This is a genomic window from Nonomuraea sp. CA-143628 (genome assembly GCF_050942315.1).
Lineage (GTDB): Bacteria > Actinomycetota > Actinomycetes > Streptosporangiales > Streptosporangiaceae > Nonomuraea.
This window is the reverse complement of sequence record NZ_CP192072.1, coordinates 7,627,569-7,654,068: the sequence shown is the minus strand read 5'-3', so window position 1 is coordinate 7,654,068 and position 26,500 is coordinate 7,627,569. Positions and strand designations below refer to the sequence as shown.

General features: G+C 68.1%; 24 protein-coding genes. 12 read left to right on the top strand and 12 right to left on the bottom strand.

What is annotated here, in order from left to right; genetic code table 11:
* Positions 1–66: 66 nt before the first annotated feature.
* A complete protein-coding gene (aceA, locus tag ACQP2T_RS34970) occupies positions 67–1,353 on the bottom strand; it encodes an isocitrate lyase (protein ID WP_433509157.1) in 1,287 nt (428 codons plus the stop codon).
* Between the two features lie 257 nt (positions 1,354–1,610).
* Between aceA and ACQP2T_RS34965 the strand changes: the two genes are divergently transcribed.
* Positions 1,611–3,083, top strand: a complete 1,473-nt coding sequence (locus ACQP2T_RS34965; RefSeq protein ID WP_433509156.1) for a helix-turn-helix domain-containing protein — start codon at positions 1,611–1,613, stop codon at positions 3,081–3,083.
* A gap of 48 nt (positions 3,084–3,131) precedes the next feature.
* Here the strand turns inward: ACQP2T_RS34965 and ACQP2T_RS34960 are convergent, their stop codons facing one another.
* Entirely contained in the window at positions 3,132–3,788 is a 657-nt protein-coding gene (locus ACQP2T_RS34960; protein WP_433509155.1) for a response regulator transcription factor, read from the bottom strand.
* Positions 3,785–4,924 (bottom strand): sensor histidine kinase, encoded by a 1,140-nt coding sequence (locus tag ACQP2T_RS34955; protein ID WP_433509154.1) that lies wholly within the window; start codon positions 4,922–4,924, stop codon positions 3,785–3,787. The genes ACQP2T_RS34960 and ACQP2T_RS34955 overlap by 4 nt, the downstream gene beginning before the upstream one ends.
* Before the next feature lie 85 nt (positions 4,925–5,009).
* Between ACQP2T_RS34955 and ACQP2T_RS34950 the strand changes: the two genes are divergently transcribed.
* From ACQP2T_RS34950 to ACQP2T_RS34940, 3 genes are all read left to right on the top strand, one after another.
* Positions 5,010–6,512: a hypothetical protein gene (locus tag ACQP2T_RS34950; RefSeq protein ID WP_433509153.1), complete on the top strand. Its 1,503-nt coding sequence runs from the start codon at positions 5,010–5,012 to the stop codon at positions 6,510–6,512.
* 67 nt (positions 6,513–6,579) lie between these two features.
* On the top strand, positions 6,580–6,861 hold the full coding sequence (locus tag ACQP2T_RS34945; RefSeq protein WP_433509152.1) for a metal-sensitive transcriptional regulator: 282 nt from the start codon (positions 6,580–6,582) through the stop codon (positions 6,859–6,861).
* Positions 6,862–6,879: 18 nt separating this feature from the next.
* Positions 6,880–7,089 (top strand): heavy-metal-associated domain-containing protein, encoded by a 210-nt coding sequence (locus ACQP2T_RS34940; RefSeq protein ID WP_433509151.1) that lies wholly within the window; start codon positions 6,880–6,882, stop codon positions 7,087–7,089.
* Between the two features lie 186 nt (positions 7,090–7,275).
* On the opposite strand, the gene ACQP2T_RS34935 is transcribed toward ACQP2T_RS34940, so the two are convergent.
* Positions 7,276–7,842, bottom strand: a complete 567-nt coding sequence (locus tag ACQP2T_RS34935) for a TetR/AcrR family transcriptional regulator (protein ID WP_433509150.1) — start codon at positions 7,840–7,842, stop codon at positions 7,276–7,278.
* Positions 7,843–7,929: 87 nt separating this feature from the next.
* On the opposite strand from ACQP2T_RS34935, the gene ACQP2T_RS34930 reads away from it, so the two are divergent.
* The 3 genes from ACQP2T_RS34930 (at position 7,930) to ACQP2T_RS34920 (ending at position 11,618) form a co-directional block, all read left to right on the top strand.
* Positions 7,930–9,861: a fumarylacetoacetate hydrolase family protein gene (locus ACQP2T_RS34930; RefSeq protein WP_433509149.1), complete on the top strand. Its 1,932-nt coding sequence runs from the start codon at positions 7,930–7,932 to the stop codon at positions 9,859–9,861.
* 35 nt (positions 9,862–9,896) lie between these two features.
* A complete protein-coding gene (locus ACQP2T_RS34925; RefSeq protein ID WP_433509148.1) occupies positions 9,897–10,322 on the top strand; it encodes a DUF6463 family protein in 426 nt (141 codons plus the stop codon).
* Positions 10,323–10,643: 321 nt separating this feature from the next.
* Entirely contained in the window at positions 10,644–11,618 is a 975-nt protein-coding gene (locus tag ACQP2T_RS34920) for an RCC1 domain-containing protein (protein WP_433509147.1), read from the top strand.
* Between the two features lie 247 nt (positions 11,619–11,865).
* On the opposite strand, the gene ACQP2T_RS34915 is transcribed toward ACQP2T_RS34920, so the two are convergent.
* Positions 11,866–12,450 (bottom strand): TetR/AcrR family transcriptional regulator, encoded by a 585-nt coding sequence (locus ACQP2T_RS34915; RefSeq protein ID WP_433509146.1) that lies wholly within the window; start codon positions 12,448–12,450, stop codon positions 11,866–11,868.
* A gap of 274 nt (positions 12,451–12,724) precedes the next feature.
* Here ACQP2T_RS34915 and ACQP2T_RS34910 point away from each other — a divergent pair, with 274 nt between their 5' ends.
* Together ACQP2T_RS34910 and ACQP2T_RS34905 are read left to right on the top strand one after the other, a co-directional pair.
* On the top strand, positions 12,725–13,885 hold the full coding sequence (locus ACQP2T_RS34910; RefSeq protein WP_433509145.1) for an MFS transporter: 1,161 nt from the start codon (positions 12,725–12,727) through the stop codon (positions 13,883–13,885).
* A 124-nt stretch (positions 13,886–14,009) separates the two neighbouring features.
* Positions 14,010–15,218, top strand: a complete 1,209-nt coding sequence (locus tag ACQP2T_RS34905) for an acyl-CoA dehydrogenase family protein (protein WP_433509144.1) — start codon at positions 14,010–14,012, stop codon at positions 15,216–15,218.
* Between the two features lie 105 nt (positions 15,219–15,323).
* Here the strand turns inward: ACQP2T_RS34905 and ACQP2T_RS34900 are convergent, their stop codons facing one another.
* The gene (locus ACQP2T_RS34900) at positions 15,324–15,710 is read right to left on the bottom strand and encodes a zinc-binding dehydrogenase (protein WP_433509143.1); all 387 of its coding nucleotides are present in this window, start codon (positions 15,708–15,710) and stop codon (positions 15,324–15,326) included.
* A 254-nt stretch (positions 15,711–15,964) separates the two neighbouring features.
* Positions 15,965–16,264 carry a hypothetical protein gene (locus ACQP2T_RS34895; RefSeq protein WP_433509142.1) on the bottom strand — a complete coding sequence of 100 codons (300 nt, stop codon included), beginning with the start codon at positions 16,262–16,264 and terminating at the stop codon, positions 15,965–15,967.
* A 749-nt stretch (positions 16,265–17,013) separates the two neighbouring features.
* On the opposite strand from ACQP2T_RS34895, the gene ACQP2T_RS34890 reads away from it, so the two are divergent.
* A complete protein-coding gene (locus tag ACQP2T_RS34890; RefSeq protein ID WP_433509141.1) occupies positions 17,014–19,557 on the top strand; it encodes a hypothetical protein in 2,544 nt (847 codons plus the stop codon).
* Positions 19,558–19,925: 368 nt separating this feature from the next.
* Positions 19,926–21,215 carry an FAD-dependent monooxygenase gene (locus ACQP2T_RS34885; protein ID WP_433509140.1) on the top strand — a complete coding sequence of 430 codons (1,290 nt, stop codon included), beginning with the start codon at positions 19,926–19,928 and terminating at the stop codon, positions 21,213–21,215.
* Positions 21,216–21,218: 3 nt separating this feature from the next.
* Here the strand turns inward: ACQP2T_RS34885 and ACQP2T_RS34880 are convergent, their stop codons facing one another.
* The 3 genes from ACQP2T_RS34880 to ACQP2T_RS34870 all read right to left on the bottom strand — a co-directional run bounded on the left by ACQP2T_RS34880 (position 21,219) and on the right by ACQP2T_RS34870 (position 23,163).
* On the bottom strand, positions 21,219–21,728 hold the full coding sequence (locus ACQP2T_RS34880) for a hypothetical protein (protein ID WP_433520010.1): 510 nt from the start codon (positions 21,726–21,728) through the stop codon (positions 21,219–21,221).
* Positions 21,631–21,933, bottom strand: a complete 303-nt coding sequence (locus ACQP2T_RS34875) for a group II intron maturase-specific domain-containing protein (protein ID WP_433509139.1) — start codon at positions 21,931–21,933, stop codon at positions 21,631–21,633. Before ACQP2T_RS34875 ends, ACQP2T_RS34880 begins: the two co-directional genes overlap by 98 nt.
* Before the next feature lie 297 nt (positions 21,934–22,230).
* Positions 22,231–23,163, bottom strand: coding sequence for a LysR family transcriptional regulator (locus tag ACQP2T_RS34870; RefSeq protein WP_433509138.1), 933 nt, complete (start codon positions 23,161–23,163; stop codon positions 22,231–22,233).
* Between the two features lie 50 nt (positions 23,164–23,213).
* On the opposite strand from ACQP2T_RS34870, the gene ACQP2T_RS34865 reads away from it, so the two are divergent.
* Complete coding sequence (locus ACQP2T_RS34865; RefSeq protein WP_433509137.1) at positions 23,214–24,182, top strand: nitrilase-related carbon-nitrogen hydrolase; 969 nt, start codon at positions 23,214–23,216, stop codon at positions 24,180–24,182.
* A 459-nt stretch (positions 24,183–24,641) separates the two neighbouring features.
* Here the strand turns inward: ACQP2T_RS34865 and ACQP2T_RS34860 are convergent, their stop codons facing one another.
* Entirely contained in the window at positions 24,642–25,820 is a 1,179-nt protein-coding gene (locus ACQP2T_RS34860; protein ID WP_433509136.1) for an aromatic ring-hydroxylating oxygenase subunit alpha, read from the bottom strand.
* 68 nt (positions 25,821–25,888) lie between these two features.
* A complete protein-coding gene (locus ACQP2T_RS34855) occupies positions 25,889–26,491 on the bottom strand; it encodes a TetR/AcrR family transcriptional regulator (protein WP_433509135.1) in 603 nt (200 codons plus the stop codon).
* Positions 26,492–26,500 lie beyond the last annotated feature (9 nt).

The following is a 26,500-nucleotide window of genomic DNA, read 5'->3' as shown; positions in this document are numbered from 1 at the left end:
GGCGCGGCCGGGTTCGCCGGGTGAACACCTGTCCATGCCCTGGAGGTGGCCGGCGAGACTGGGAAACTAGTGGGCGAACTGCTCTTCCTCCGTGGAGCCCTTGAGGGCGGTGGTGGAGGAGTCCGGGGCGATGGCGGTGCTGATCAGGTCGAAGTAGCCGGTGCCGACCTCGCGCTGGTGGCGGGTGGCGGTGTAGCCGCGCGCCTCGGCCGCGAACTCGGCTTCCTGAAGGTCGACGTACGCGGTCATGCCGTCGCTGGCGTAACCCTGAGCCAGGTTGAACATCGAGTAGTTCAGCGAGTGGAACCCGGCCAGGGTGATGAACTGGAACTTGTACCCCATGTGCCCCAGCTCCCGCTGGAACTTGGCGATCGTGGAGTCGTCCAGGTGCTTCTTCCAGTTGAACGACGGTGAGCAGTTGTAGGCCAGCATCTGGTCCGGATACTCGGCCTTGATCGCCTCGGCGAACTCGCGGGCCACGTCGAGGTCGGGCGTACCGGTCTCCATCCAGAGCAGGTCGGAGTGCGGTGAGTAGGCCAGGCCGCGCGCGATGCACGCCTGGACGCCGTTGCGGACCCGGTAGAAGCCCTCGGCGGTCCGCTCGCCGGTGGCGAAGGCCTGGTCGCGGGGGTCCACGTCGCTGGTCAGGAGCGTCGCGGCCTGGGCGTCGGTCCGCGCGATGATCAGAGACGGGACACCGGCGACGTCGGCGGCCAGGCGGGCGGCGTTCAGCGTCTTGATGTGCTGGCCGGTCGGGATCAGCACCTTGCCGCCCAGGTGGCCGCACTTCTTCTCGGAGGCGAGCTGGTCCTCCCAGTGCACGCCCGCCGCACCCGCGGCGATCATGCCCTTCATGAGCTCGTAGGCGTTGAGCACGCCGCCGAACCCCGCCTCGGCGTCCGCCACGATCGGCGCCAGCCAGTGCGGGGCGTCCTGGAGGCCCTCCGACCAGGTGATCTGGTCGGCACGCAGCAACGCGTTGTTGATCCGGCGCACGACGGCGGGCACGGAGTTAGCCGGGTACAGGCTCTGGTCGGGGTAGGTGTGGCCGCCCAGGTTCGCGTCGGCCGCGACCTGCCAGCCGGACAGGTAGATGGCCTGAAGTCCGGCCTTCACCTGCTGCACCGCCTGGTTGCCGGTGAGCGCGCCGAGGGCGTGCACGTAGTCCTCGGTGTGCAGGAGGCCCCACAACCGCTCGGCTCCGCGCCGGGCCAGCGTGTGCTCCTCCTGGACGCTGCCGCGAAGCTTGATCACGTCCTCGGCGCTGTAGGTCCGTTCGACGCCCGCCCAGCGATGGTCGTTGTCCCATTCGTCCTGCAGCTGCTCAGCAGCTCCCTTGAGGCGATCGTTCATTTTCACTCCTTTGTCGTCCCCTGGGGCCTGTGCCGAGTCTGTGCCCGGGCCGACGCGGCAAAATAGCCTCCATCGAGCAGAAGAAGCAGCAAATTTCGCGATATATGAATGTTTGGCCGTTGTTCGGCGGAGAATAAAAGACAAGTTTTCCATATGGACTAGACCAATGTGAAGGGGCTCCAGGAGGCTGCGGCACCCCCGGCACTCCGACCTCCGATGTCTAGAAAATGGCCGGAATTTCTGTCTAAGATGCTCGCATGGCGTCCTTGCTAGGCGAAGAACCGCTGTCTTTGACGCAGGAGCTCGATCTCATCGCGTTTGGGCAACGCCTTCGTCACCTGCGCAAACAGCGTGGCCTGACCCTCTCCGACCTGGGGACGCGGGTCAGCAGGGCGCCCAGTCAGCTGTCGCTGCTGGAGAACGGCAAGCGCGAACCGAAGCTCACGTTGCTCAAGTCGCTGGCCGTCGCGCTGGGCGTCCCGGTCGAGGAGCTCCTGCGCCGTCAGCCGCCCAATCGCCGCGCCCAGCTCGAGATCGCCCTGGAAGAGGCCCAGCGCGACCCGATCTACGCGAGCCTCGGCCTGCCCCGGCTCAAGGTCTCCGCGCGCGTGCCGAACGACGTGCTCGAACACCTCCTCGGCCTGTACGGAGAGCTGCGCGCCAGGCAGGCACGGGGCACCGCCACCCCGGAGGAGGCCAGGGTCGCCAACGCCGAGCTGAGACGCCGCCAGCGCGAGGTCGGCAACTACTTCCCTGAGATCGAGACGGCCGCCGCCGAGGCGCTGACCTCGGTCGGCTACCGCACCGGCGCCCTGTCCCAGAGCATGGTCCAGGGCCTCGTCACCCATTTCGGCTTCACGGTGCACACGGCTCAGGACCTCCCCAGATCCGTACGCTCCATCACCGACCTCCGCAACCGCCGCATCTACGTCAAGCACGAGCAACTCGGCATGCACACCCCTCGGACGATCCTGCTGCAGACCCTCGGCCACCTCGCGCTCGGCCACGGCAAGCCGCGCGACTTCGCCGACTTCCTGCGTCAGCGCACCGAGGCCAACTACTTCGCCGCCGCCGTGCTCGTACCGGAGAAGGCCGCGGCCCTCTACCTGCAGGAGGCCAAGTCGGACCGGGCGCTGTCGGTGGAGGACCTGCGTGATGTGTTCGCGGTGTCCTATGAGATGGCCGCCCACCGCTTCACGAACCTGGCCACCCACCACCTCGATCTGGTCTGCCACTTCGTCCGCAACGACGCGGGCGGCACGATCTACAAGGCGTACGAGAACGACGGGATCGTCTTCCCCGCCGACGAGCAGGGGGCGATCGAGGGGCAGCGGATGTGCCTGCAGTGGTCGGGCCGCCAGGTGTTCTCCTCGCCGGACCGGTTCTCGGTGTTCTACCAATACTCTGACTCGCCCACCGGCACCTATTTCTGCGTCGCGCACGTGGACCCGTCGCGGGAACGGGACTTCGCGATCACGCTCGGGGTGCCGTTCAGGGAGTCGCGGTGGTTCCGGGGCAGGGAGACCACCAACCGCACCAAATCCAACTGCCCGAACGGCGACTGCTGCCGCCGCCCGCCCACCGAGCTGGCCGAACGCTGGGAGGGCTACGCCTGGCCCTCGGCCCGCGCCAACTCACACGTCCTGGCCGCCCTGCCGCCGGGGTCGTTCCCGGGAGTGGACGAGGCCGACGTCTACACCTTCCTGGAACGGCACGCCGCAGCGATCTAGGCGGTGACGTCGCGGCCGCCAAGCGGCGCGGTTTCATCCCAGCCCGGCTCAGGCGAGCCGATAGCCCACGCCGGGTGTGGTGGTGATGACCGGTGGTTCGCCGAGCTTGCGGCGCAGCCGGCCGATGGTCACGGTCACGGTGTTGGTGAACGGGTCGGCGTTCTCGTCCCAGACCCGCTCCAGCAGCTCCTCGGCGCTGAGGAAGCCGGGACTGGCCCGCAGCAGCGCCTGCAGCAGGGCGAACTCCTTCACCGAAAGGTTCAGCCGCCTCCCGTCGCGCACGGCGGTCCGGTGGATCGGGTCAAGCTCGATGCCGGCGGCGCGCAGGGTCCGCGGGCGCGCGTCCGGTCTGCGGCGGGCCAGTGCCTGGACGCGCAGGACCAGCTCCGGGAAGTGGAACGGCTTGGCGAGGTAGTCGTCGGCGCCCAGGGTCAGACCGCTGACCCGGTCGCCGGGCGCCCCGGCCGCGGTCAGCATCAGCACCATCGGGCGGTCCGGCCGCGCGCTGATCATCTGGCACAGTGTGTCGCCGTGCAGGCCGGGCAGATCGCGGTCCAGGACCACGACGTCGTACTCCGTGAGCTCCAGCTTGGCGGCGGCGCTCAGCCCGTCGTAGGTGATGTCGACCGCCATCCCTTGATCGCGCAGCCCTTCGGCGACGACCTCGGCGAGCGGCCGCGCGTCCTCGACCACCATGATCCTCATGCCGTCGCCCCGGCCGGCAGCGCGATCGAGACCCCCAGGCCGCCCTGCGGCCGGGCGAGCAGGTCGAGCCGTCCGCCGTGCGCCGCCGCGATGGCCGCCACGATGGACAGCCCGAGGCCGGAGCCGTTCTCGGAGCCGGTGCGATCGGCGCCGAGCCGTTCGAAGGGCCGGGCGAGCCGGTCCACGTCCTCCTGGGCGAGGACGCGTCCACCGGTCTGTAGGACGAGCCGGACCTCGGCGCCTTCATGAACGGTCTCGGCGTGGATCCAGCCGTCCTCCTCGTTGTGCGCCACGGCGTTGTCGATCACGTTCTGCACCATCCGGGAGAGCAGCGCGGCATCGCCTCGGGTGCCCGCGCCCCGCAAGCGTGTGGTCACTTTCAGCCGTTTCGCCGCGATCCCGGCGGAATGGCCGCTCAGCGCCCGCGTGACCAGATCGTCCAGGTCGACGCCGGCGGCCTCGGCCAGGGCGCCGTGCTGAGCCCGGGCCAGCACCAGGAAGCCGTCGAGCAGCTGATCCACCTGGTCCAGCTGGGTACGCAGCCGATCACCCACGACGAGCGTCTGCGCCGGCACGCCGGGCTTGGCGACCGCGACGTCCAGCGAGGCCCGCATGGTCGCCAGCGGGGTCCGCAGCTCGTGCGAGGCGTTGGCGACGAACCGGCGCTGGGCGGCGAACGATGCCTCCAGCCGTTCCAGCAGCCCGTCGATGGTGTCGGCGAGGTCCTTCACCTCGTCGGCCGGGCCGCTGACGGCCAGCCGCCGGTCCAGGTTGTCGGCGGAGATGCGCCGGGTCGCCGCGGTGATCAGCCGCAGCGGGCGCAGCACCCGGCGGGCCAGCGCCCGGCCGACCAGCAGGGACACGATCGCCATCACCACCAGCGCGAGCAGGGAGCCGACCAGCAGCTGCCGGGACTGGTTCGCCTCCGTGTCGCCCAGTTGCCGCTGCAACTGGAGAATGTGCCGCTGCGCGGCGGTCATGCCGTCGCCGCCCGGCGGGGGTGGTCCCACGGAGACGGCCTCGGTGTCGGACAACACGAAGGTCAGGGCCAGCAGCCCGATGCCGGACAGCAGGAACACCCCGGCGTACAAGATCGTGAACCGGGCCCCCACCGTGCCCTTGCGCAGCCTGATCACGCCTCCAGCATGCCCGAACGGACCTAACAACGGTATGACAGGCCCGGTTCGGGCGATGTTAGGCCCGTGCCCATAGAACGGCCGCATGCTGAGCACCCAACTCCTTCACCGGGAATGGACGGCCTTCCGCCGTCCCGGCCGCCTGATCGCCCTGGCGGTGGCGGCCCTCATCGTGATCGCCCTCGGCCTGGTCTTCACCTCCACGGTCGACTGCGGCGATCCCTGCCCGGTCGCTCCGACCGCCGCGGACGGCTCGATAGTCAATGACCAGTTCTGGTTCCATCACCGCGACCTCGGCCCGAACGGCGTCATCACCGTACGGATGACCTCGATGACCGGCACGATCACCTACCCCCCGCCGAACCACGACCAGATCGTCTCCGGCCTGGTGCCGTGGGCCAAGGCCGGGATCATCATCAAGGACGGCGTCCGGCAGGGCTCCCCGTACGCGGCGCTCATGATGACCGGCCACCACGGCGTACGGATGCAGGCCGACTACCGGCAGGACATCGCCGGGAGCTCGGGCGGCCCGTCGCCGGGGTCCCCGCGCTGGCTGCGGCTGACGCGCTCCGGGGACACCATCACCGGCGCGGAGTCCGCCGACGGCCGGAGCTGGCAGACGGTCGGGACGGTACGCCTGGCGGGCCTGCCGGAGACGGTGCAGGCCGGCCTGTTCGCCGCCTCGCCCGGGGACCTCACGTTACGGGAGGTCGGACTCGGCGGCGCCATCGAGGAGGTCCGGTTCACGCAGGCCACCGGGGTCTTCGACCACGTCGAGGTGACGGGCGCGGCCCGTAGCGAGTATGGGGCGGGCGCGTCCGGCGGAAAGTGGCGCAGCGAGTCCGTCGGCGAGATGAACCACACCGACTGGGAGAAGTACCACACCGCCTCCGGCGCGGTCGAGAAGGACGGCGTCATCACCGTGAGCGGGACCGGCGACATCGGCCCGAGCGAGGGCGGCATGACCGTCACGACCCCGCTGTTCGGCCTGGTGATCGCACTGATCATCGTCCTGGTCGTGGCCGCCCGGTTCGGCGCCCGGTCCGGCACGCCGGCCTCCCGCCCGGTCCTGGCCGCGCGGGCCGTGGTGACCGGCGGCGCGATCTTCGTGGCCGGTCTCGTCGCCGTCGGCGTGGCGGTGACACTCGGCTTGGCGATCCTGACCGGTAAGGGCGTCAACCTGCAGCCGCTGTCACCGGTGACCGGCGCCCGGATCGTCATCGGCCTCGCGGCGGTGCTCGCGCTGTGCGGTGTGCTGGCGTACGGGCTCGGGGTCCTGCTGCGGCGTGGCTGGGCGGCGATCCTGCTCGCGCTGGCGCTCGTCGCCCTGCCCTACGCGGTGGCCGCGCTGCCGCTGCTGCCCGACACCGTGGCGCGATGGCTGCTGCGGCTCACCCCGGCCGCGGGCTTCGCCGTCCAGCAGACGGCGGTGGAGTATCCGCAGGTGACCGCGCACTACGCGCCGTCCGCCGGTTACTACCCGCTGCCCGGCTGGGCCGGCTTCGCCGTGCTGTGCGCGTACACGCTGGCGGTGCTGTGGTCGGCCACGAAGCGTACCCCGGCAGACCCACCCGCGAACTGGCGATAGCGTCCGGCACGCATAGGGTAGGGGGGTATGGTAATCTCGGTGGCAGAGTGAGGGAGAGGAGCGGCGAATGGTCGGCTACACCGACAATAAAAAGGATCACCAGCGGCGGTTGCGCCGGGTCGAAGGCCAGGTTCGCGGCCTGCAGCGGATGGTCGAGGACGACAAATACTGCATCGACATCCTCACGCAGGTCTCGGCGGCCACCAGCGCCCTGCAGTCGTTCGCCCTGTCCCTGCTCGAAGAGCATCTGAGTCACTGTGTCGCCGAAGCCACCCTTCAGGGTGGTCCCGAGGCCCAGGCCAAGGTCAAAGAGGCCAGTGACGCCATCGCCCGACTTGTTCGTTCCTGACCCGGAAGGTTGATCGATATGAGCACTGCCACCTACACCGTCAAGGGTATGACCTGCGGCCACTGTGTGAGCTCGGTCAAGGAAGAGGTCGGCGAGGTCGCCGGAGTCACCTCCGTGGAGGTGGACCTGGCCAGCGGACTGCTGACCGTGGGCAGCGAGGGTCTGATCGACGAGGCGAAGATCGTCGCCGCCGTCGAGGAGGCCGGCTACGAAGTGGCGAACCGGTGACGAACACCTGCGCCTACCCTCTGGGGTCGGCCGAAGAGCGGTGATGACCTCCCTCGCCGACGGCGACGCCGTCGGCCCGCGGTGGCTGATCAGCGAGGTGGAGAAGGCGGGTTGGATCGCCCCGCCCGCCGCGGCGGGCGGGGCGATCCGCGTATGAAGCCGCACCGGGCCGGTGATGGCCGGCTGTCAGGTCTGTTCAAGAGCCGCCGGGAACAGGGCGCGCAGTGCGGCTTGCACGGCTTGGAGGTCCACCGCCTCGGGGGCGACCCGCCACTGGGCGTGAACGCCGATGACGGCCCCCACCAGCAAAACCGCGAACGCCTCCGGATCGGTTCCCGCCGGTAGCGCCTCGGACGGCCACCGGGCCCGCGCCGCCTGCCGCAGCGCCGCGTGGAGCCGGGCGTAGTGCTCTCGAATCGGTGAGTCGACGTCTACGGCCTCGGAGAGCAGGGTGGTGAACAGGCGGGTGGCGGGCAGCCGGATGAAGCGCATGACCTGGTCCAGAGAGTCGGCGGGGTGCGCTCCCGGGGGAGAGCCGGCCAGCACGGATTGGAGCTGGTCATCGAGCACCTCTTCGAGAAGCCCCAGCTTGTTGCCGAAATGCCAGGGAATGGAGCCGCGGCTGATGCCGGCCTTGTCGGCGATGTCGACAAAGCTCGTCTGCCGGTAGCCCTTCTCGGCGAAGAGTTCGACGGCGGCCGCCAGGATCAACCGTCTGCTCTCCTGAGTCTGCTCCATACGTCGCGTAGCCATGGGTCAATCTAACCAGGTATGCCGAACGGCATACCCAATGCTGGCCGATATAGCCTATGTTGGTCAACATAGAAATGGGAGGTTCCCATGCGTTGGGTGACCTATGCGACGGACACGGAAGAGCGTGCCGGGGTGATCGGTGAGGACCTGATCCACCCCGTGGCACCGGGCGTCAGCTTGGTAGAGCTGGTCGGCCGGGGTGCGGCGGCGCTGCGGGCGGCAGGAGAGGCGGCTCTGGCATCCGCGACACAGGCCGTCCCGCTGGCCGGAGCCAGGCTGCGGGCGCCGATTCCGCGCCCGCCCGCGATCCGCGACTGCCTGTGCTTTCTGGACCACATGCGCAACTGCCGGCAGGCGGCCGGCCGGCCGCGCACGCTCAAAGACACCTGGTACGAGATCCCGGCCTTCTACTTCGCCTGCCCGTCGACGATCGTCGGTCCGTATGAGGACGTGGCGATCTCGCCCGGCAGCGCCTGGTTCGACTTCGAGCTGGAGATCGCCGCGGTCATCGGGCCGGGCGGCCGAGACCTGTCACCTGAGCAGGCCGAAGAGCACATCATCGGCTACACCATCTACAACGACTGGTCGGCACGGGACCTGCAGATGCGGGAGGCATCCCTGTCGATCGGGCAGGCCAAAGGCAAGGACGCCGCGACCACGCTCGGCCCGTTCCTGGTCACTCCGGACGAACTGGCGCCCTACCGCCGCGATGGCAAACTGGCCCTGCGGGTGGAGGCCACGGTCAACGGCAGGACCGTCGGCTCTGGCCGTACCGACGCCATGGACTGGAGCTTCGGAGAGGTCGTCTCCTATGCCTCCCGTGGCGTGGACCTGCGGCCCGGCGACGTGTTCGGCTCAGGCACGGTGCCCGGCTGCTGCCTCGTCGAGCACCTGTCCCTCGCCGAACCGGCCGCGTTCCCGGGCTGGTTGCGGGACGGCGACGTGGTCGAGCTGGCGGTAGAGGGGCTGGGCCGTACCCGCCAGACGGTCCGCGCGTCCGCACCGCCGTACCCGCTGGCCGCACGGCACAACCCCGACCGCGAGCCGCCGCGCCCGCGCGTCAACCGCGCGCCCGCCAGGCTGCCCTACACGCGCGGCCTGCACGAGGTCGGCGCGGGCGTGTGGGCCTGGCTGCTACCCGACGGCGGGTACGGCCTGAGCAACGCGGGACTGGTCGCCGGCCAGGATGGCTCGCTCCTCATCGACACCCTCTTCGACCTGCGGCTGACGGCCGAGATGCTCGACCGCATGCGCCCGATCACCGACAGGTGCCCGCTTGCCCGAGCCGTCATCACTCACGCCAACGGTGATCACACCCACGGCAACCAGCTGCTGGGTGAGCACGTCCAGATCATTGCCGCGACGGCCACCCGCGCGGAGATGCGGCACGAGATACCGCCGGAGATGTTGACCGCCGCCCAGGTCATCGACCTCGGCCCGGCGACGCCGTACTTCCGCGAGCGGTTCGGCGCCTTCGACTTCGGCGGTATCCGTCCGCGGTTGCCCGACCGGACCTACGAGGGGGAGCTCACCCTGGACGTCGGCGGACGCGAGGTGCGGGTGATGGACCTCGGTCCCGCCCATACCGCCGCGGACTCGGTTGTGCACGTGCCGGACGCGGGCGTGCTGTTCGCGGGCGACCTGCTGTTCGTCGGCTGCACACCGATCGTGTGGAGCGGCCCGATCGGTAACTGGATCAGCGCCTGCGATCGCATGCTCGCCACTGGCGCCGCGACGATCGTCCCCGGCCACGGCCCGGTCACCGACCCGGACGGGATACGCGCGGTCCGCGGCTATCTCACCCACGTGGTCGAGCAAGCGGACGCCGCCCACGCCCGCGGCCTGACCTTCGCCGAAGCGGTCGAGCGGGTGGACCTGGGGGAATACGCCGCCTGGCTGGACAACGAGCGGATCGTGGTCAATCTCCACCGCCGCTACCGCGAACTCGACCCGACCGCCACCCCTGAGCTGGACCAGATGACGCTGATGGCCATGATGGCGGAAAGGGCACTGTCGTGAGGCCGCCGAGGTTTCTGTTCGGCTGGGACGGCACGATGAGCGCACGAAAGCGGCTGCTGCGCTGGGCGAGCGGGATCATGATCGCGCTCGGGCTGGGGCACCTGTCCCTGCTGGCGCTCACGGCCTGGGAGTACGTCACCGGCTGGTGGGATCGGGGTGCGTGGGCGGCCGTCCCACTCTTGGACAACGGCATTCAGACGGTGGCGTCCCTGCAGAACAAGGTCACCTTCTGGGCCGGGCCGGGCGGCTTCGCCGTACCCTTGCTGCTCCTGGGCTGCCTGACCTGGCACCTGGCCGGACGGGAAGTGGCCGTGCCCGCCTGGCTCGGCTGGGGTGTCACAGCGTGGTGCGTGCTGGGCGGTGTCCTGCTTGTGCCATCCCCGTTCTTCGCCGGGGCCGTCGCCGGAGTGCTCATCATCCTGGCGTCTTCATGCGGCAAGCAGCCGCGCCGCTTCAGGTGACGAGGATCGGAAGGTGCCGACCGTCTGGCCGGCCTGCGGAGCATCAACCAGGACTGTCCGCCAAGAGAGTGGGACATTTTACCCGAACGTCAGTTCGGAAGCGGGACGGAAGAGAAGCGGAAGCCCGGTCCCGTAGCCTCCACAGATGTCGGCCATGACCAGGTGAGACAAGCGTTGACCGAGCGCCGGTGCCTGGTGGCGACGCCTGTTCGCGCCAACTGTCCACGGGTTCACGCCTGAACAGGTCGTGCGGATCAAGAAACCCCCAGTAAGGGGATCAGGTCACGTCATGGAGGTTTTGTGATCAGTAGACGTCAGCTCATGCGGACGGTCGCGGTCGGCGTGCCGGCCGCCGTGTTGGGTGGGACGGTTTCGCTAGTGTCCCCTGCGGAAGCGCGCTCAGGGACGGGGTCGATGGCAACCGGAGGCTACGAGCCGCCTGTGTGCGCTCCGGGCAGTGGCACGATCATCCAATGGGGTCCGTACAACGCCCCGGCCGTGCCAGAGGCCGGGTTGTCGGGAGTAACCGCCATCTCCGACGGGGCATGCGCGAACCTGTACAACCTGATGCTCAAGGACGGGCGGGTGACCCTCTGGGGAAACCTCAACCTCAACGACCGCAACCAGCAAAGGTTGTCTCGAGTACCTGTCGCGGCGACCAAGGACGTCACGGCCATCGCGACAGGCGGCTCGTATGCCTTCGCGCTCAGAGACGGTGGCGTGATCGTCTGGGGCGGCACCTACGACAACCAGCTGTCCCTCCCCGAAGCGGCGAAATCCGGTGTCACCGCGATCACCGGCGCGAACGGCGGAAACTCCTACGGCCTCTTTCTCAAGGACGGCGGCGTCATCCAATGGAATGGCTATGTCGCCGTGCCCGACGAAGCGAAGGAGGGTATCGTCGCGATGTCCGCGAGAAAACATGCTCTCGCGCTGCGGGAGGACGGCCGTGTCATCACGTGGGGGCCCGACCTTCCCGCGAACCTGACGGTGCCCGCCGAAGCACAGTCCGGTGTCACCGCCGTCTCCGCGGGCGCCGGTTTCAGCCTCGCCCTCAAAAACGGTGCCGTGATCGCTTGGGGTGGCAACGACTACGGACAACTGGAAGTCCCGTACGAGGCACAGTCCGATGTTGTCGCGATCTCCGCCGGAGTCTGGGCCAGCATGGCGCTGACCGCCAGCGGCAAGATCGTCACGTGGGCGTACAACTTCTACGGGCAACTCGACATCCCCGCTGAGGCGCACTGCGGGGCGAGCGCCATCTCGTGCGGATACGTCTGCATGGTGCTGCTGTGACGAAACTGTCGCGACTCGCCGCGTAGCGAGCGGTCAAGGATGCCATGTCCTGGATGGCGTCCGGCGGCATCGGGTGCCAGGGCGCGGTCGTCGCACGCGACGGCCGCGCCCTCTTTGAGTTTCCGCCGTCTTGTTGCGGCGCCCGGCCCTGTGCGGGCTCAGCGGCCGTATTCCTGGAGGCCCCAAGCCCTGGTCGGCGGGTGGGTCTTCCCGGGCTTGCCGTACAAGAGACTGGTCGTAAAAGGTCTTAAGGGCGCGCGGCCAGGGCGGCGGCCTGATCACGGAGGGCGCGGCGGCCCGCTGGGGAGTCGGCGTCCTCGCCCAGGATGATGCGCGCGAGCTGCGGCATCATCGACTGGAACAACGCCAGCCCCGTCAGCAGGAACAATCTGCGCGCCGTCGCCGCGTCCGGCTCCTCGCCCCGGCCCTCGGCGAGCGAGGCCGTCTTGCGCGCGCAGCGCTCGACGCGGGCTTCCTGGCCGGGCAGCAGGTCCTGGCCGCGGTAGTTGAGCGCCTCCCACATCAGCAGGCGCACCAGGTCGGGGTGATCGTGGTAGTAGTCGGTCAGCTTGGCCACGTAGTCGCCCGGATCGGCGCCCGGCAGCGCGATCTGCGCGGTCAGATCGTCGAGCGCCTCGGTGATGACGGCGTCGAACAGCTTCTCCTTGCTGCCGAAATGGCCGTAGATGCGCTCCTTGTTGACGCCCGCGCGCTCGGCGATGCGATCCACGCGGGCGCCCGCGACGCCGTACGCGGCGAACTCCCCCCGCGCGGCCTCCAGCAGGGCGGCTCGGGTGGCGGCGGTCGAGACCTTGGGTGCCATGGTGTCCATCTTGCCACCACCAACTGGTTGGTTGCAATCCAACTGTCTGGTTGACATCCAACTAGTTGGTTGGCTACCGTCCCGGCACATGGCTATCTCCTTTCCTCGTGTGATCCGCGGCCGTCGCGCCGCCCGCCCAAGCCCGCGTCCGGCGCCGGCCACTTGCGATCGAGCCGCGCCGACGTCCCTTCCCCGCGACACTGTGGGCTCCCGGCCAGCTGTCATCGCTCATGAGCGTGTGCGGGCCGAACACGCCCCGGCCGTCGAGCGGTTCGGGAGAACGATGCCCGCCCCGGCTGTCGCGCGCTTCGGGCGGACGATGGTGGCCTTCGTGCTCACCGCGGTCCTGGTCAGTGGCCAGCTGTACGTCGTGATCCCGCTTCTGCACGACATGGCGGCCGGTTGGGGCGCGTCCACGGGCGCCTTGACCTGGTTGGTCACCGCCTTCGGCATCGGGTACGGCGTTGGCTTCCTGGTGTTCGGTCCGTTGTCCGACCGGTTCGGTCGCAGGCGGCTGCTCCTGCTGGGACTCCCGCTGGCCGCCGTCACCACCGCGCTGGTGGCGTTGAGTCCCTCGCCGGAGGCGGCCTTCGTGCTGCGGGCGCTGCAAGGGGTGGCCGTGGCGATGTTCCCGCCGGCGGGCATGGCGTACCTGGCCGAGCGGGTCGAGCCCAGGCGCAGGGTCGTGGCCATCGCCGCGGTGACCGGCGCGTTCCTCGCCTCTGCCGTACTTCTGCAGGTCGCCGCTCAACTGCTCGTGGGTGTGGTCGGCTGGCGGGGGCTGTTCGGGCTGTCGGCGGCCGGGTTCGCGCTGGCCGCGCTCGGACTGCGCGCCGTCATGCTGCCCGACCTGCCGCGGGAGGGGTCGGGGTCGTTGTTGTCGGTGTACCGGTCGGTGCCGGGGTTGCTGTTCGATCGGGTGCTGGTGCTGCGGTACGTCGCGACGATCGTGCTGATGGTCGGCTTCGTGGCCGTCTACACGGGATTGCAGATCTACGGCATGGCATCGCCGAGCGAACTGCTCCTCCTGCGCGCCGGTGGCCTGCCCTCGATCGTGCTCGTACCGCTGCTCATGCCCTGGCTGGGCCGGATCTCAGCGACCACGCGGGCCGTTGCGCTGCTGTTCGCGGGGGCCGTCGCGCTGGCCGTCATCGGCTGGACGGCCGCTGCCGCACTCGGGCTGGTGCTCCTGCTCGCCGTCTATGTCGCCTCGATCACCGGCGGCCTGCCGAGCCTCAACGAAGCGGTCTCCGCGCAGGCGGGACGAGCGCGTGGCACGGCGCTGGCGCTGTTCTCCTTCGCCCTGGCCGTCGGTGGCAGCGTCGGCCCGCAGGTGGCCGCCGCGTTCGGCGGGTTCGGCCCGCTCATGTACGGCCTGGCGATCGCGATGGCCTTGGCCGCCGCGGCCGTACTCGCCTCGACCCTGTCCCGCGCGCCTCGCTGAAGAGCGGTCTTCCGGTCGTGGGCTACTCGCCGGTAGGGTGTTACCAGTGGTAACGGCTGGCTGTGTGTGGCCGTATCGTGAGCGTGGCCTGGTGCCTTAACGGGATTTTTCAGGGAGTAACAGCATGGGCGGCTTCTGTCCGGAGTTAGGCGACGACGTCGCCGAAGTGCGGGATTGGGTGCATACGTTCGCCCGCGACGTGATCCGCCCAGCAGGCGCGGAGTGGGACGAACGCGAACAGACCCCCTGGCCCGTCATCCAGGAGGCCGCCAAGATCGGCCTGTACTCGCTGGACTTCTTCGCCACCCAATGGTTCGAGGAGAGCGGCCTGGCGCTGCCGGTGGCGTTCGAGGAGATCTTCTGGGGCGATGCGGGCATCGGCCTGTCCATTGTCGGCACCGGCCTGGCCGCCGCCGCCCTGTCCGCCAACGGCACGCCGGAGCAGATGGGGGAGTGGCTCCCGCAGATGTTCGGCACGGAGAACGACGTCAAGCTGGGCGCCTTCTGCGCCTCGGAACCGGACGCGGGCTCCGACGTCGGCTCGATCCGTACCCGTGCCGTGTACTCCGGCGGCGACTGGATCCTGAACGGCGTCAAGACGTGGGCCACCAACGGCGGCATCGCCAACGTCCACGTGGTCGTCGCCTCCGTCGAACCGTCGCTCGGCACCCGAGGCCAGGCCACCTTCGTCATCCCACCCGGAACCCCCGGCCTGTCGATGGGGCAGAAGTTCCGCAAACACGGCATCCGCGCCTCCCACACCGCCGAGGTCGTCCTGGAAGACGTCCGCGTTCCCGGCTCCTGCCTCCTCGGCGGCAAGGACAAGCTCGACGCCCGCCTCGCCCGCGTCCGCAACGGCGGACGCGCCGGCGAGCAGGCGGCGATGCGTACCTTCGAAACCACCCGCCCGTCGGTGGCCGCGATGGCCGTCGGCATCGCCAGAGCCGCCTTCGAGTACGCCAGGGACTACGCGCGGGAACGCGAGCAGTTCGGCCGCAAGATCGGCGAGAACCAGGCGATCGCCTTCCTCCTCGCCGACATGGCGACCCGCGTGGACACGGCCCGCCTGCTCACCTGGCGCGCGGCCTGGATGGCCCGGATGGGCCGGCAGTTCGGGCAGGCGGAGGGCTCGATGTCGAAACTGGTGGCGGGGGAGACGGCGGTGTGGGTGACGGAGCAGGCGATCCAGATCCTGGGCGGGGCGGGGTATACGCGGGAACATCCAGTGGAACGTTTCCACCGGGATGCCAAGATCTACACCATTTTTGAGGGTACGTCCGAGATCCAGCGGTTGATCATCGGCCGCGCGGTCACCGGCCTGCCGGTGCGGTGAGGAGGAGAGGCGCCGCCGCGCTCGCGGGGTGGCGAGCAGGGGCGGGCCCGTGCTAGCAGATGCTGTTGACCCAGATGCCGATAGAAATAGACAGCAGTCCGCCGGCTACGGCGCCAATGATGAGAAGCATCCACTCGCGGCGTCGTTGGCGCAGGCGTTCGAGGCGGGCCGGTCAGCCACTGTGCTCGTGGGGACGGCGGGCGCGGAGGAAGAGATGAGGAGAATGATCTTCCCGCGCCCGTGCCTGGTTTCGATGGTGCGGTGCGCCGCGGCGGCCCCTGCCAGTGGGTAAAGCTGTCGGACATGTAGCTTGATCTTGCCTTGGGCATAGAGTTCCACGACCCCTTCCAACTGTTCAGAGGACCGCTTTGGGGTCAGGGTCGGGATGCCGAGTTCCGCCGCGATCTCGTCGTCGATCATGGTCCGGATGCGGTTCTTGTCCTTGACCAGGTCAACCGAGGCGCGCAGGGTATCGCCGCCGATGTTGTCCATGACGGCGTCCACGCCGTCGGGCGCTGCTCAACCACTCCAACGAACAGTGGGCCAACGCGGCCGAACGCGCCCTCGCGGACCCGGACCCATGGCAGGGCCTGGCGGGCTTCATCATCGAATGCATTGAATTCGGCCAAGGCACCCTGGCCCCGCTGGCCGACGAAATCGACGTCACTCCGGAACCTGATGAGACGTCCCAGCGAGCCGACACTGCCTTCCAGCACATGATCCAGCGCGCGCATCAAGCCGGTGTGCTACGCCTGGACGCGACCGCCATCGACATCATCCTGCTCATCGAGCAGCTCGGCAGATCGCCACTCCTTGAGCAACTCCGCCTGCAAGGCAGGACGGGCCTCCTGGCCGACGCACACAGTGCGCGCCGCCGCATCATCGCCGTCGCCCTCGACGGTCTCCATCCTGCTCCTCGAACCGCCCTGCCAGGGAAACCTCCCTCCTCCGACCTCCTGGAAGCTCGCTGGGCCGACCGGCCGGGTGGTGAAAACGAAGCGGCGCAGCCATTCGTTCTTGATCGCGCTGAAGAACGAATCGGCCATCGCGTGGTCGTTGACCCCGGTGCGGCCGACTGAGAGGCGAATGCCCAGGCCTCATCACCCGCCTCGTCGACCAGATCGAACGCGTACTGGAAATCAACCAGCTCGTCATGCTGTGGACGCGCGGCGTCGGCGCTCAGACGCCGCCCGCCGTCATCCACCTCAACATCGGCGAAACCATTGACCTGGTCGTCCACCTGTGTCTGGACCCGCGACCAACACGCGCTTCGTCTCCGAGGTACTGCTACCGGCCGACAGCCAGAGCGGCTAGGGATGCGCAGGATTGTTGGAGCGGAAGCGCACTGCTATGTCAGTCGACGCAGACCTATGACAGTGGGAGCCCGATCGATACAACCGTCGACCTGCGGTCTTTAGCACTCGGAGACGTGGCGCGGCAGGCCGCTCGACGCGCGTACGGGGAAGGCGCGCGGAGCGGAGGCGCCGCCGGGGGCCGGGCCGCCACAGCCGGGCTCCTGGCGGCGTGCGTTCTGTGGGCTTGTCGGCGGAGAGGTCACCTGCGATTCCTCACCGGTTTCGGGCGGCAACTTTCGGCCGCGTGACGAGGCTCGCCGGTTCGATTGCCGACTGCCGATGGCCTCATCGAGTGAGGGCCGAACTCGCCGTGAAGGGCGGGGTGTGCACGACCAAAGTGCCGCATGCGGCGTCGGAAATGTCACCGCGGCAGTAGGTCCGCACCCGCCGGACAGCCACCACCATGGACCGGACTCATCAAGCGATCTGAGGGGGACGGATTGAAGCGCAGGAGCCACAAGTCGCAGACCATACCCTTAAGCGGCGACGAGCTGAAAAAACACGTATGGGATGTCAAGAGTCTCACCGATCTGGACTTCTTGGTGAGTGCCGCGAGCCCAGAGCTGGAGTCGGCACTGACAATAGGTTTGGCTTATCCCTCCTCTCCGCAGGGCAAGCAGGTGGCAACGCTGGTGAAGACGATCGCCGAAATAGCCTCCACGTCGTCGCCGGAGAGCATGGTGCTGCTGGTTTCCGAGGATCGCCCGGTCGCGTGGCGAATCATCGGCAAGGCGCTGGGCGCACGGGAGGAAGAACCTGCTCGTATCCTGGCCGAACTGTGCGCGAACAGAACCTCTGGTGAGGCCGACCGGATTCGTCAACTGCTGAAAAAAGATAGCGATAAAAATGATTTCACCCAGACGCTGAAGAAATATCGAGACCAAAAGGGTTCACCGCAAGACGATCCAGCGAAGCAGCCGGCGGTCGTGGAGCGATCCAAACGGCAGGAGCAGAACATCTTCTCCGCCCTTTTCTCGTCGCCCGCTCTTCCAGAGAGCATCGCCACCTTTGACGACCTTATAGGGGTCGTGAAAAAGAGCTCAAAGATGCTTCAGGGAGCGCTGTCGAACCCCCTGTCGTCGTACCGCTTTCAGGTGGCGGCCTGGCTGCCCAAGATCGCCCACGTCGTGCCCGACCAGCCGCTGAGCCTGATTCAGCGGATTCCCCTGACCGAAACGGTCATGTGGCAGCTCATCGGTAAGGCTCTGAAACTGAAAGAGGCGACGCATACGGGGGGTGAACCGGCTCGTATCCTGGCCGAGCTGGTCGCGACCACAAACCCCGGCATGGCCAACGAGGTTCGTGCCGCGTTGAAAACAATCGCCGAAAAGCAGGCGTTCACCACGGCTTTCACCGAATACGGGCCCGCAGGGCAGGTCTCGAAGACGCCCGCGGGAAGCTTACAGCCGCCGGTGCAGCACACATCGCCTCCTCCGGCGAAGAACTCAGCCGAGTCCTCGCAATTCAAGAACAAACGAGAGCGCGAACTCCCCTTCCTCCCCCCGGGGGAGGTCCTGCCTCCGTCTACGGTCACCCTCCCCAAAGGCGACACGACTCTCCCCAACCTGTCCACTTTCGTGGCCAAGAACGCGACGACACTGCGGCAGGCACTCGACAACCCCGCATCGGACAACGGCAAGAACGTGACGCGATGGCTGAAGCAGATCACCAAGGTCGTTCCCGACCAACCGCTGCAGCTGATCGAGCTGCCATTGACCAATGACGTCATGTGGCGGATCGCGGGGCAGATCCTGAACCTGAAAGAGAAGACACCGATCAGTATCCTGGCCGAACTCGTCGCCACCAAGGAGGGCACGACACCCGACGTTGCCAAGGATGTCCGCAACAAGATCTCCCCGGCCAACCGGGCGAAGTTCAATGAGTGTCTGGCCACGTACAGGAGCGCTGGGCTGCCCTTGGACGCGCCGAAGCTCATGGAGCCGCCCAGCCCGCTGCCGGTTGTGACGCAGTCGGCGAAGCCGGCGACAAAGCCGGTAACACAGTGGAAGACGACGGGAACCGATCGCGCCGAAGGCAAGAAGGTGGCAACGGTCCTCCTGGCCTTCTTGCACAAGCGTTGGCGCACGACGGTCCAGGGCTCCGCGGAGGAGACCGCACAGATCAGCGGCCCGCAATACGCCACCCAGCGCGCCCAGGACCGACTGGCCTGGGTGCTGTCGATGATGGACAACCGTATCTGCGCCTCGGTGCTGCGCCGGGGACGCAGCATCGGCGTCTTCGCCAACAACCCCGACGATGGCATGGCCAAGGATCTGGAACTGCTGCTGTCGGCCGCACGCGCCGAAGGCGCCGAAGCCGACAACCTGCGCAAGCAGATCCGGGACAAGATAGAAGCAGCGCTGCCGAAGATGAAATGGCAGCCCAGCCCGCAGGCCCTTGGCCGGTTGGACGACCGGCTACGCAAGGTGATCGCTTATCTCAAAGACCTGGAGCGCACACAAGGCCGCATGGGAGCCGTCGCCTACCTCGCCGCGTGGCAGGTGCACGCGGAAATGCAGGCATTCCTGCTGTCCAAAGCCCATGGAGGCGGCAAGCTGGGCATCTCCAAGCAGTGCTGCTTCAAGTGCTACCTGGTCCTGACATTGAACGCAGCCGGCGTCATCGATGCCAGACAATATCTATCGCACGGCAAGCTGTTGCCCTGGCCCATGATGAAAGATCTCATCGAGAACAACGACATCCTCGCCAACCTGCTCCAGGCCGGCGGCATCGATCCGGCGACCTTCCTCGGCAACGACGACCGCAAGTGGGCCTTCTTCCAGGCACTCATCACCGAAGCGGCCCTGTCCGAGGTCGTGCACACAGATTTCGCATCCCCCGGAACTCAACCGCCCCTCACCCCGGCCACCGCGTCGCAAGGATCCATCGAGCTACACCTCGAAGGGCCGCTCACGACCGACGAGGAGGACGCGACAGCGTTCGACATCATGCTCAGCCTCGACGAACTTCAGGGCAATCTTTGACGCGCTCAAGGGCGTCGCTGTGAATAACGTTCGCCCCTCCGCTGCCCCTGCCGATGAAGACGCTGGCACGCTGGGTGATGTCCTGTGACAGCGAAGGCTGGTCATTGTCACCGGAGGTTGATGACCACTGGTTTCGTGCCGCCGAAGGTTGAGTGACGCGTCGCCAGTTGTCCGTTCTCCCTGGTTCTTTCAGCACCATGCCCGTCGCACGCACATGCCGAGTTCAGGGTGTTTACGGGAGCGTGGACGCGATTTCGGGCGTGCCGATGAGTTTTGTGCGGATCCGTGGTCGATATGGCTGGACGCACCGACAGTGGTGGGCCTGTGCTGGGAACGTCCAGCGCGGGAGGAAGCACATGGAGGCAGTGATGAGCGTCGACGACTCCAAGCAGGAGCACACCATCCGGACTGGCGAGCAGGGGACGCGGGTGAGCGGTCCCAGGGTGTTGGTGGCGGGGGCGAGCATCGCGGGACCCGCGCTGGCCCACTGGCTGCGCCGGCGGGGGGCCGAGGTGACCGTGGTGGAGCGGGCTCCTGAGCTGCGTCCCGGCGGGCAGGCGGTGGACGCGCGCGGGGTCGCCAAGGAGGTCATCGGGCGCATGGGGCTGGACGCGGCGGTGCGCGCGGCGTGCACCGATACCGCCGGCGCGCACACTGTGGACGCGGACGGGCAAGTGCTGGAGACCTTCCGTGCCGACGACGACGGTGGCGACGGGTTCATCGCGGACATCGAGATCCTGCGCGGGGACCTGTCCCAGGTGCTCTACGACGACACCCGCGACGGCGTCGAGTACGTCTTCGGCGACCGAATCGCGGAGCTCGCCCAGGACGCGGACGGGGTCGACGTGGTCTTCGCGGGCGGTAACCGGCGGCGTTTCGACCTGGTGGTCGGGGCCGACGGAGTGCACTCGGAGCTGCGAGCGATGGTCTTCGGGCCGCATGAGCGGTTCCTCCGCCACCTCGGGCACGTGCTCGCCTTCTACAGTGTGCCCAACGAGTTCGGGCTGGACCGCTGGTTGCTCGAGCACCAGGACCAGGAGTCCGGGCGCTCTGCCCTTCTGCGGCCCATCCAGGACGCCGCCCGGGCGATGGCCATGTTCTACTTCGGCTCGGCCGACTTCGACGTCGACTACCGTGACGTCGCGGCTCAGAAGGTCCTGCTGCGTGAGCGGATGGCGGGCCTGGGCTGGTTGGCCCCGGACATCCTCGCGCACTTGGACGACACCCCGGACTTCTACCTCGACCAGGTCGCCCAGGTGGTGATGGACCGCTGGTCGAGTGGACGGGTGGGGCTGCTCGGGGACGCGGCGTTCAGCTCCTCGCCGATGTCGGGGCAGGGCACCGGGCTGGCGCTGGTCGGCGCCTACCTGCTGGCCGGAGAGCTGGCCGCCGCCGGATGGGACCCCGACGCCGGGTTCGCCCGCTACGAGGCGCGGATGCGCTCGTTCGTCGAGGCCAACCAGGAGATCGGCCGGTTGAACGCCCGCAGTCGCGACGTCTCCGGGCCAGACGCCGAGCCGCGCCCCGATTTCGTCGGTGAATGGTTCGCCGAGCTGGTCGGGCGCGCGATTAACGGCGTCGAGCTGCCCGACTACGCGGGGGTGCCGGACTCCGCAGCCCTGGCCGGATCGCCGATCACCTCGTCGGCCAAGCCGTAGGTGTCACATAACTTGTCGAGAGGGACCACGCTTCGGTGGGACCGCCGGACGACCTCCGCTCATGCCGCGTAGTGCGCGTTGGAGCGCCCGTTCGGCGGCCAGGTTGGTCTCGTCAGCGAGCGCCTGGGCTACCTCGTCGGCGAACGGCGGCCGAGAGCGGCGGATCATCTGCCCTGGGGCGGGCATGGCGGCGATGAAGGACCGGGCCAGGCCGAGCCGTTCGGCCTCGCCCGACTCCAGCGCCCCGCGCAGGAGCCGTCGGGTGCGGTGGAAGACGCGCTGCCGCGTGTTGGCGGTCACGATTGACGGCTTGCCGTGGACGCCTCTGGCCGCCAGCGAAACGAGGCTGTTTCTCTCGCGTTGCCGCTGGTCGGCGACGAAGAGGTGCATGTGGTCGGCCGTCAGCTCCCGCGGGTCATGGCCACCGTCGGGAGCGCGGAGTTCCAGGAAGGTGCTCAGTTCCAGCCCGGCTCGGCGCATGTCGTCGAAAGTCCCCCCGCTGCGGTGACGCATATAGCCGCCTGACCTTGCTGAGAGACTGAGTCGAGTGCCCGTATCTGAAGTACCCGGCCCAGCCGCGAATGAAGCTGTTCACATCCCGCGCGATGGTCTCTGGCCGCGGCTGGAGCCTGCGCCGGTCGGTGATCGAGGTCTTCAAGCCTTCGGCCCACGGCCGTACTGTCAGCGACCGCCAAGTGTGGCCGTCGTCGAAGGACACGCTCACCTTCAACGCCCGCAACACGCCACCGTCACCATCGATGGTGACGGACCCGGTTACGCGTCCAAGCCTTCGGACACCATCTTCCCCGATGGCAGATCGAGGACATGTGTACGGGCGGTGTGCTCGGAGGTAAACGTTCACCCAGAGTCGATCGCTGTCGTCAGCGATGAGTGGGCGACCTGCCTGCGAGCAGATACGCCGAGCCTGTAGGTGGCGGCCTTGGCCGGCTCGGCCTTGAGCCCCCGGTCGGATGCCTTACATGTCTTGAGGCGGGCACGGTGCCTGAGAGCGCCGCTATTTTTGCGGAGGAGATGAGGGTCTCTGGTGTTCGCGGACGAGATGGCGGAGCCAATTGTGGGCGGGGTCCTCTGTTGCGGCGGCATGCCAGATCTGGCTGACGGTGTACGAGGGCGTGGGCAGGGGCGGTTCGGTGATCGTCAAGTCCAGGCTGTCGGCGTAGAGGGCGGCCGCGTGAGTGGGGAGGGTGGCCAGGGCGGGCAAGGTCGTGAGGTGCAGTGCGGCGCCTGAGAAGTGGGTGGTGGAGGCGATCACCCGGCGGGTCAGTCCACGCTCCTCCAGCAGGTCGTCGACGATGCCTCGACGGCCGTCGTAGGAGATCAGCAGGTGGGGGTGGGCGAGATAGTCGTCCAGTCTCAGCGGGATCGGCAGGGGCAGCAGACGGGGGTTGAACAGACAACTGTAGCCGGAGTTGAAAAGGTCCTCGCTGCGGTGATTGGGGCCGTGTGCGGGCGCGGCGGCGACGCCGAGGTCGATCTCACCGTGGTCAAGCATGTCGGCGACAGTGTTGCGGTTGGCCTGCCGGACGGCGATCCGGATGCCGGGCAGCCCGGCCGTGGCGGCCAGCAGCCGGGGCAGCAGGGCGGCCTCCAGATCGTCGGACATCCCCAGGGTGAACACGCGCCTGGCGGTGGCCGGGTCGAAGCGGTCGCGGCCAGTGACCGCGCTCCAGATCAGCGCGAGGGCTGGTTCCACCTGGCGGGCCAGTTCGAACGCGCGTCGGGTGGGCTCGATACCGGTGCGGGTACGGGTGAACAGCTCATCGTCGAAGAGCCTGCGCAAGCGGCCGAGAGCCGCACTGACCGTGCCCTGACTCAGGCATAGGGCGGCGGCAGCCCGGGTGACGCTGCCCTCGCGCATCAGGGCGCCGAAGACCACCAGCAGATTCAGGTCAGCCTTCCTGAATTCGGTGTCATAGATGTTGATCATTGTAGACATTAGTTTGCTCGATGGGACTAGGAATTTCTAGTCTCGGTGCCATGACCTCTCAGCAGCCTGCAGCCACCGCGGCCCGCGGTTCCCGCCGTACTGTGACCGCCGCTGTCGTCCAAGCGGCCGCTCCATTGTTCGCCCCGCAGGCCGCCCTGGCCCGCGCTGAGGAACTCATCCGCGAGGCCGTCGCTGATCGCGGCGCGCAGGTCGTCGTCCTCCCCGAGGCGTTCCTCGGCGGCTACCCCAAGGGCTTGGACTTCGACATCACCGTCGGCAGCCGCACCCCGGCCGGCCGCGAACTCTTCCGCCGCTACCACGCGGCCGCCATCGATGTCCCCGGCCCCGAGATCGATGCCCTGGCCGCACTCGCTCGGGAACTTGGCTGCCACGCCGTCGTCGGCGCCGTCGAACGACAGGGCGGCACCCTCTACTGCGTCGCCCTATACTTCGGCCCTGACGGCTACCTGGGGCTGCACCGCAAGCTCATGCCGACCGCCGCCGAACGCTACCTGTGGGGCTGCGGCGACGGCTCCACCCTCCCGGTCATCGACATGGGCACGGCTCGCCTCGGCGCGGCCATCTGCTGGGAGAACTACATGCCGTTGTTTCGTACGGCCATGTACGCCAAAGGCGTCGACCTGTGGTGTGTACCGACCGTGGACGACCGCGATGCCTGGCAGGCCACGATGCGGCACATCGCCTTGGAGGGCCGCTGCTTTGTCCTCAGCGCCAACCAGTACCTGCGCCGCGACGCCCTGCCCGCCGACCTCCACCCCGTCCAGGGTGACGCGCCCGACACCGTCCTCATCGGCGGTGGCTCCGTCATCGTCTCCCCGCTCGGCGAGGTCATCGCCGGCCCGCTGCGCGACGGCGAGGGCATCCTGACCGCCGAACTCGACCTCGACGATGTCATCCGCGCCCGCTTCGACTTCGACCCCACCGGCCACTACGCTCGCCCCGATGTCTTCACCCTCCACGTCGACGAGTCCGCTCACCCCACCGTTACGGGCACCTGACCGACGAGCCCGAAGCCAGCAAAAGCAGCAGGTGTGCCCACCGTCACTGTGAGCGGGCTGACCCTGATGAGTCCCATTTTGTCCCTGGCCCGCATGATGCCGCCCCTTCCAGGGCAGGGTCAGGCGGCCTGACCGACATGCTGCGGCGTCTGTTCCTTCCGCGACGCCCGTGCCGGGCGTGAGAATCGAGGATGGTTACCACCGGGTGGCCGTCCGACTGCACAACTGGATGGCAGGAGTGCCGATGAGTGACGGGCGTAGCGAGGGCCCGCTGAAAGTCGTCCAGCGGGTGTGCGCGATCGATATCGCCAAGACCGATCTGGTGGCACGCGTTCGGGTCCCCCACGACTCCGATCCTGCTCCACAGCGCCGATCCGCAGGACAAGGCTGATGCGTATGAGCGGCTCAGCCTACGTATGACCTACGACCCCGGGCCCAGAAAACAGTGATCGTCAGAGCTCAGCTCAGGCGATCATGTAGCAAATTGTGTCCGAGGCCGGTTTCTTCCACCCACGACCGGTAGGCGTTCAGGACGAGGCCGTGGAAGTGGTGCACGCCGTGCTCGGACAGCCCCGAACCGGACGGGTCGCAGACGATGCGGCCCTGGTCGAAGGCCGGGGTGCGCATGCCGCGCTGGACGCTCTCCACCAGCGCGATGTCCTGTCGCTGCAACACCTCGTCGATGTAGCGCACCGACTGCGTCTCGGTGTCCTCGAGTTCGGCCGTCTCGAAGTAGAAGTCCCAGGTCTCCAGGGTTCGGTCGACACCGGCCGGAATGACCTGGAAGACCATGAAGTTTCCGCGACCGGGGTAGCGCAGCAGACAGGTGTTGGGCCACAGCCACCACACCGCGTGCTGCTTGACCGACGCGCCCGAGACGTCGTACGCCGCGTTCTCGTGGTTGCCGGCCTCGGCGAAGTGGCTCGACCAGATGCCGTGGGTCTTGACCTCGTAGGTGTCCATGTCGACGAGGTCGACGAACTCCTTGTGGGCGATGTGGCAGTGGTAGCACTCCAGGAAGTTGTCGATGACGTTCTTCCAGTTGGTGGCGACGTCGTAGGTCAGCCGCTTGGCGTGGGTCAGCCGGGCCACGTCGGGGGCCCATCTGGCGATCTCGGCAGCCAGGTCGCCGGCCTGCTCGCCCAGAGGGGCGGCGCCCGGGTTCAGGTTCGCGTAGACGAACCCGCCGAACTCCTCCACCGCCACCTGGTCCAGACAAATCTCGCTCTTGTCGAAGGTCTCCATCCTGTCGGCGCGGCGGGCCGCCTTCAGCCGCCCGTCGAGATCGTAGGTCCACGCGTGGTACGGGCAGACGATGTTGTGTGTGGTGCCGGAGCCCGACAGCAGCTCATGGGCGCGGTGTTTGCAGACGTTGTAGAACGCGCGCAGCGCTCCGCGGCGATCGCGGACGATCGCGATCGGCAGGCCGGCCACGGTGGCCGACACGTAGCTGCCCGGAGATCGGAGTTTTTCCACGTGGCAGATCCACTGCCAGGTGCGGGCGAAGATCGCCCGGATGTCGGTCTCGAGCCACTGTGAGTCGGTGTAGGCCTCCGACCGCAGCGACATCGATCGTTCGGGGTCCTCGTGGAACCCGGTGCCGACGCGGCGTACGTCGGCCGCTGTGACTGGTGCCATGACGGGAGCGTACGAAAACTTGAACGATCGTTCAATACTTGTCTGGACGTTCGTTCAAAATCGACCGGTCAGTCGGCGAGCGCGATCTCCTCGCAGCGGGCGACGCTTCTGCTGATCGAGGCGTGGTCGAGCCCCAGCAGGGCGGTGAGCCACAAGCCGTTCTGGACGACGTCGATGTCGGCGGCCCGCTCACCGCACTCCTCGCTCGACAGCCCGGGGCGGGCCGCGCTGATCAGGGCGGCGAGCCCGGCGCGGTAGCGTTCCTGGGCCACCGTGTTGATGCGCTCGAAGTCCTCATGGGCCTGGGCCAGTGCCCAGAGCTGGAGTCGCAGGGACAGATACTGCGTCGTCAGGAACTCCGGGTCGGCCACCCGCCTGAGCGAGGCGCGCAGCCGCTCCTCCGGACCCATGGCGAGGTCCGGCTCGACGATCGCGATGTCCTGCTCCTCGATGCGGTGCAGGGCCGCGCGGATCAGGCTGGTCTTGTCCTCGAAGTAGTAGTTGACCAGCCCCAGCGAGACCCCGGCCTCGCGCGCGACGGCCCGCATGCTGACCCCGGAGATGCCCTGCACGGACAGGAGCCGGAGCACCGCCGCCAGAATCCGCGCCTGCCGGTCGACCTTCGCGTCAGCCTCATCGGCGGCCATCGCGCGCACGGACTTCGCACTCACACGCGCCAC